Here is a 6,015-nt window from a genome sequence, read left to right as displayed (position 1 = left end):
CCATTGACTTGGATCCATAACTATCTACTTTATCCATTATTATTTCTTTATAGTCATCTAGCTTGCTTTTTACTTCTCTTGATTTCCTAGCTACATCTCCAGAATTATTAATATATTTCTCTACTGTCCTCCTATCACAATTAAACCTTCTAGCTAGTTCACTTTTATTCAATAATTCAGCCTCCTCTCTCAACAGTCTTATCTGATTAGACACATCTTTTCGCATAATATTTCCCCTATCTTTTTTGAAAATATTATACTAAAAAATGTACAAATCTGTGTATTTTGAGATTAGAATTTTTGGCTAATTTGATTATATAATTTACAAGGTGCAAACCAGTGGCAAAATGAACTGATAAGTGCAGATCACATAGAAAGATATGTATATGACAACAATGGCTTAGAATTCATAGAGCAACTGCCACAGGCAAGTATGGGCAGTGAAGAAACCTTGTCTGATTTTCTCGCCTTTGCAAAGAAAAATTATCCTGCCAAGAAAACAGGCTTTATCCTATGGAATCATGGTGGCGGTAGCGTCACTGGTGCGGCAGCGGATGAAAATTATGGTGGAGATAGCCTTACTTTAGATGAAATGTACAATGCTTTTGCTTCAAATTATGAGCTGTCAGAGGAAAACCCACCCTTTGAGCTCATTGGCTTTGACGCTTGCCTAATGGCCACAGTAGATGTAGCCTATACTTTTAATGACATTGGTAAATATCTTGTTGCCTCACAGGAGTTTGAGCCAGGCAATGGGTGGTATTACACAGGCTTTTTAGATGCCTTAGGTAAAAATCCAAGGATGGATGGTTTGGAACTTGGAAAAATAATATGTGACACTTATGTGGAAGGGTGTAAGATGGTAGGTACTGCCGATGACATAACCCTATCTGTAATAAACCTTTCAAAGGTTTCAGAGCTTCTAACAGCCTATGAAGATTTTGGTAAGGAGGCACTGGCAAATGCCTGTATCGACCCTGGCTTTTTCTCTCATTTTGCTAGAATTGCAGTTGCAACGGTAAATTACGGCGGAAATACAAAGGAACAGGGCTTTACCAATATGGTAGATCTTGGGCACCTTGCAAGAAAATCTGGCCAAATACTTTCAGAAACCTCAAACATAGTGCTGGCATCTCTTGAGAACTGTGTGGAATATAAGGTAAGCGATCCATATCGAAAAGACGCAACAGGTCTTTCTTGCTACTATTCCTACAATGGAGATATCGATGATTTTAATGCCTATACAAATTTAGGTGTAGGACAAGCCTTTAAGCATTATTATTCATATGGTTTAACAGGTGAATTATCAGAAGATGGTATGCAATATTTATTAGCAATGAATTATGAAAGCCTACCACTACTGGAAACACTTGAGGATCAAGGATGGGAAAATCATCCTTTAGAGGTTGACGATGAGGGCGTGGCAATTCTGACTCTTGGAAAAAAGGCAATGGATGTTTTAAGCAGCATTTATTTTCATCTATACTATGTGGATTACGAGGCAGATATCATGCTCCACTTAGGGAGTGATAATGAGATGATTGCTGATTGGGAAAAGGGTGTATTCAAAGACAATTTCCGTGGCGTTTGGGGTGGAATAGATGGAGAACTTGTTTACATGGAGCTGTCTTACGAGGGCGACGAGTATAATTTATATGCTGTACCTATTTTATTAAATGGCGAAGAATATACCTTAAGTGTGATTTATGATTTTGAAAAAGCAGGATATGAGATACAGGGTGCAAGAAAATCCCTTGATGAAAACGGTATGGCTGACAAAAATCTACGTAACCTTGTAGAGGGCGATGTTATTACACCTATTCACTATACTTTCATGACAATTTACGGTGATGATGATGAGCTTATTCCTTTTGAGGGAGGAAAAATCATAGTTAGCAGAAATACATCCTTTGAAGAAATTGAGCTTGGTGATGGTGTCTTTTTACAAATGTTTGGAATGAGTGATATGCAGGGAAATACAGTTTATTCTGAAGTTGTTACATTTGAGATTGAAAACGGTGTGATTTCGACGTCGATAGGGTTTAATTAAATCAGTGGTAAATTAAATTTAGAAGGTAGATAGGTATATAAAAAACAATTTTATTAGCAACGTTGGTAATGGTATGTACACTATATATTGGCTTCATAAAACCTTAATGCAAGCAACGGGAATAAGGATTATATTGATTTTTGCATTACAATTCTTTTATTTAAAAACTATCCATTTTTATTATAAAATATACATTGCACATACCATATACTGTTAATGGTTTTTTTCTAGCTTTGAAAAAGATATAATGTTAGGGAGGAAGTTAGGGGAGGGAAATTAATGAACTATAAATTATTAGCTACAGACATGGATGGCACATTATTGATGGACAACAAATCATTGTCCCAACAAAATATCGATGCTTTAAGAAGAGTAAAGGAGAAGGATATTGAAATAGCTATCTGTACCGGCAGACCTTATAATAGTGTGGAACCTTATTTAAGGCAGTTGAATTTTGATTGTTGGGTCATCACAAGCAATGGATCAGTTATTAGAGATAAAGAAGGAAAAATTATTTCTGTTATCTATATGAAATCTGAAGCACTAAAAAAAGCAATTGAAATATTGGAAGAAGAAAAAATATATTATCATATATCAGATGAAAAATATACTTATATCAGAAATCAATTACAGAGAGTAAAATTTCTAAGAAAGGTTATATTTCAAACCAGTGCTACCTATTGGAAAGCATGGTTTTTATCCCTATGGATAGTTTTATTTGATAAAAATTATAAGAAAGTAGACTTTTCTACTTTTACAAGGAATAATAGGAATGCCACCAATATCTTTATCTACTCAGAAGATACGAAACAGCTGCAAGCTATAAAAGAAAAATTAGAAAAGATAAAGGGTGTTGATGTAACTAGCTCTGGACAAAACAACATTGAGGTGCTGGATAATGATGCTACGAAAGGGAAGTCTTTAGAGGGATTAGCAAAACTATTAAATATTACAAAAAAGGAAATCATAGCAGTAGGAGATAATTTTAATGATTTATCTATGATACAGTATGCAGGCTTAGGGGTAGCCATGAAAAACGCTGAAAAAGAAGTGTTGGAAAACGCTGATTGGATAACTAAAACTAATGAGGAGCATGGTATTGATTATTTAGTTAGAAAAATTATTGAAGTCCCTAAAAAGAGTATGGAAATATAATAGGAAGATTTGTTTCCTCCAGAATCAACGGTACAATTCAAAGGAAAAACGGTACAATTTGATCTTAAAAAAATATTGTATCGCAATTGATTGTATTGTATAATGTCTATAATGACAATTGATGCTACATAAATTTGGAGGAGGAAGTATAATGAATCAAAAAATAGCTTTAAACAGAAATGAAAATACTACGTTAAAGGAAACTAGCAAGACGAAAGATTTAGTGCTTACTGGGTTACTAACAGCATTGGTATTTATCGCCACAAAATTTATTAATTTTCAATTACCTTTTTCTATTCACGGGGGACTGATTCATTTAGGCAACACCATGCTATTTGCAGCAGCCATTGTTTTCGGTGGAAAAAAGGGAGCGATATCCGGTGCCTTTGGAATGGGATTATTTGACCTGGTTTCAGGTTGGGCAGTATGGGCTCCGTTTACTTTTATCATTAGAGGTGTAATGGGTTGGGTTATTGGAACCGTCGCTAATGGAAAAGGAAGAAATGGAGACAGTTTCCGATGGAATATCATTGCTATTCTGATAGGGAGTGTATGGATGATTGCTGGATACTATGTTGCAGAGGTCATCATCTATGGTAATTGGTATACTCCTATAACGGCAATACCTGGAGATATAACACAGATTGTGATTGGGATCATTTTAGGATTACCTTTAGTTACAGCCTTAAAGAAAAGCAAAATGATGTAAATTGATAATACAGGGAGTGGTATAAATGAAAAAACCTCTAATCATGACGCCAGGACCCACCTACGTAAATGAAGAGGTAAGAAGAGCATTATCTAGAGAGATTACAAACCCAGATTTAGACCTAGAGTTTTATGAGTTCTATAAGGAAACCTGTAATCGGATAAAAAAGCTGCTAAAGACAGAAAATGATGTACTGATTTTAAGCGGAGAAGGTATATTGGGCCTAGAGGCTGCTTGTGCCTCCTTGATCGAACCGGGAGACCGGGTGCTGGTGATTGACAATGGTATCTTCGGCAGTGGATTTGGCGATTTTGTAAAGATGTATGGGGGAGAGGTAGAAGTTTTTCAATCGGATTATGAGAGGGCCATCGATGTTGAAAGGCTTGAAGCCTTTTTAGAGAAGGACCATGATTTTAAGCTGGCGACTTTAGTCCATTGCGAAACTCCTTCGGGGATTACCAATCCTGTAGATAAGATCTGCCCCTTGCTAAAAAAATATGGCATTTTATCTGTAGTGGATTCTGTTTCAGCTGTTGGAGGAGAAAGCCTCCAAACAGATGAATGGCAGATGGATATGGTGTTAGGAGGCTCCCAAAAAGTTTTATCAGCCCCGCCAGGCTTGACCTTTCTAAGCATCAGTGAAGCAGCCTGGGATAAAGTACTAAATCGAAAAGCGCCTATTACGGGGTATTACTGTAACCTCTCCGTATGGAAGGATTGGTATAGCAAGAAATGGTTTCCCTATACCCAACCCATCAGTGACATCTATGCCTTAAGGGCAGCGGTGGATATACTGTTTAAGGATGATAAGGCTTTAGAAAGGCATAAAAATATTGCTGAGGCTGTAAGAAAAAGCTTAACAGCAGCAGGTTTAAAGCTCTATCCTAAGGATGGCTATTCCAACACAGTAACCACCTTCATGGTGCCAGAGGGAACAGTATTTAAGGATATCTATGAAGAGATGCTGAAGGAGCAAGGGGTTATGATAGCTGGCGCCTTTGGATTCCTCAAGGAGAAGGTAATTAGAATCGGACATATGGGAGAAAATTGTTATGAGGAGAAGATATACATTACTTTAAAAGCTTTGGATGAAACATTGAGAAAGCTGCGAGTAGATTTAAAGGCGGAGCTACATAGAGTGTTTATTGAAAACATATAAAAATTAAACATTTTGAAAAATATAACGGTTAGAAACGGTAGAAAATGTATAACAAGAGATTATTTCTTAAAAAAGTATGCTGTGTAAAAATAGCATACTTTTTTCATCTCTTTTTTTATATACAATCTAAATCTATTATAAATGATAGAGCAAAAAAATCTAAAGATGTCCAAAACTATTTCGCAAAAACAATCGACTATAGCATAAAAAAATTATAATTAAATATCGAAAAAACAATGTAGGAATGTCGAAAATTATTGCACCAAAAGAAAACATCCTATATAGTAGAGTTATAAAAATTACATAATTTTCTAACATTGGCATAATTCTCTTTAAAAGTTCATTGATTAAAAACAACTGGGCTGAAGAATTCAATTGAGGGAAGTGACGGTTGAAAAATATAAAGGAAAAGGCAGTTTATAGAGTTGGCATAGATGCTTCAAAAAACTACCAAAGAAAAGGGGGCAAGAAATTTGTGAAGAAAAAAGTAGCATTACTATTAATTGCATGTATGGTTGTATCTTCCCTAGGATTAACCTTTGGGGCAAATGCATCAGATATTGAGAATCACTGGGCTAAAGAAACCATTAAAACCTGGATAAGTAATGACTTTATTAGAGGCTATCCTGATGGCAGCTTTAGACCAAACAATCCCATCACAAGAGCAGAGTTTATGGTGCTGGTAAATAAAGCCTTTGGATTCACCGAAAGGGCTGAAATAAGCTATAAAGATGTCTCAGAAGGAGAATGGTATTATAGCACAGTAGCAAGAGCGGTAGCAGCAGGCTATATAGGTGGCTATACAGATGGCAGTATGAAGCCAAACCATCCCATCAGCCGTCAGGAGGTAACAGTTGTCCTATCAAAGATCACCAATGCACCACAAAACCCAAGTGCAATTGATAACTTTACGGATGCCAGTGCTATCGCCAATTGGGCCAA

At 36.1% G+C, this 6,015-nt stretch carries 5 protein-coding genes and 1 pseudogene; 5 read left to right on the top strand and 1 reads right to left on the bottom strand.

Features of this window, described 5'->3' with window-relative positions; all coding sequences use genetic code 11:
* Positions 1–226 (bottom strand): annotated as a pseudogene (locus tag BMX10_RS17555) (HTH domain-containing protein); the annotation flags it as partial.
* Positions 227–352: 126 nt separating this feature from the next.
* Here BMX10_RS17555 and BMX10_RS17550 point away from each other — a divergent pair.
* From BMX10_RS17550 to BMX10_RS17530, 5 genes are all read left to right on the top strand, one after another.
* Positions 353–2,050: a clostripain-related cysteine peptidase gene (locus BMX10_RS17550; RefSeq protein WP_090447082.1), complete on the top strand. Its 1,698-nt coding sequence runs from the start codon at positions 353–355 to the stop codon at positions 2,048–2,050.
* Between the two features lie 279 nt (positions 2,051–2,329).
* Entirely contained in the window at positions 2,330–3,205 is an 876-nt protein-coding gene (locus tag BMX10_RS17545) for a Cof-type HAD-IIB family hydrolase (RefSeq protein ID WP_090447080.1), read from the top strand.
* Positions 3,206–3,356: 151 nt separating this feature from the next.
* Positions 3,357–3,914, top strand: a complete 558-nt coding sequence (locus BMX10_RS17540; RefSeq protein ID WP_090447078.1) for an ECF transporter S component — start codon at positions 3,357–3,359, stop codon at positions 3,912–3,914.
* Positions 3,915–3,939: 25 nt separating this feature from the next.
* Positions 3,940–5,073: a pyridoxal-phosphate-dependent aminotransferase family protein gene (locus BMX10_RS17535; RefSeq protein ID WP_090447077.1), complete on the top strand. Its 1,134-nt coding sequence runs from the start codon at positions 3,940–3,942 to the stop codon at positions 5,071–5,073.
* A gap of 391 nt (positions 5,074–5,464) precedes the next feature.
* Positions 5,465–6,015, top strand: a 551-nt coding sequence (locus BMX10_RS17530; protein ID WP_139176504.1) for an S-layer homology domain-containing protein, incomplete at its 3' end; no start/stop codon positions are given.

Origin of the sequence: Natronincola peptidivorans (genome assembly GCF_900111615.1) — a bacterium.
Taxonomy (GTDB): Bacteria; Bacillota; Clostridia; order Peptostreptococcales; family Natronincolaceae; genus Natronincola_A; species Natronincola_A peptidivorans.
This window is presented reverse-complemented; position numbering and strand designations above follow the sequence as displayed.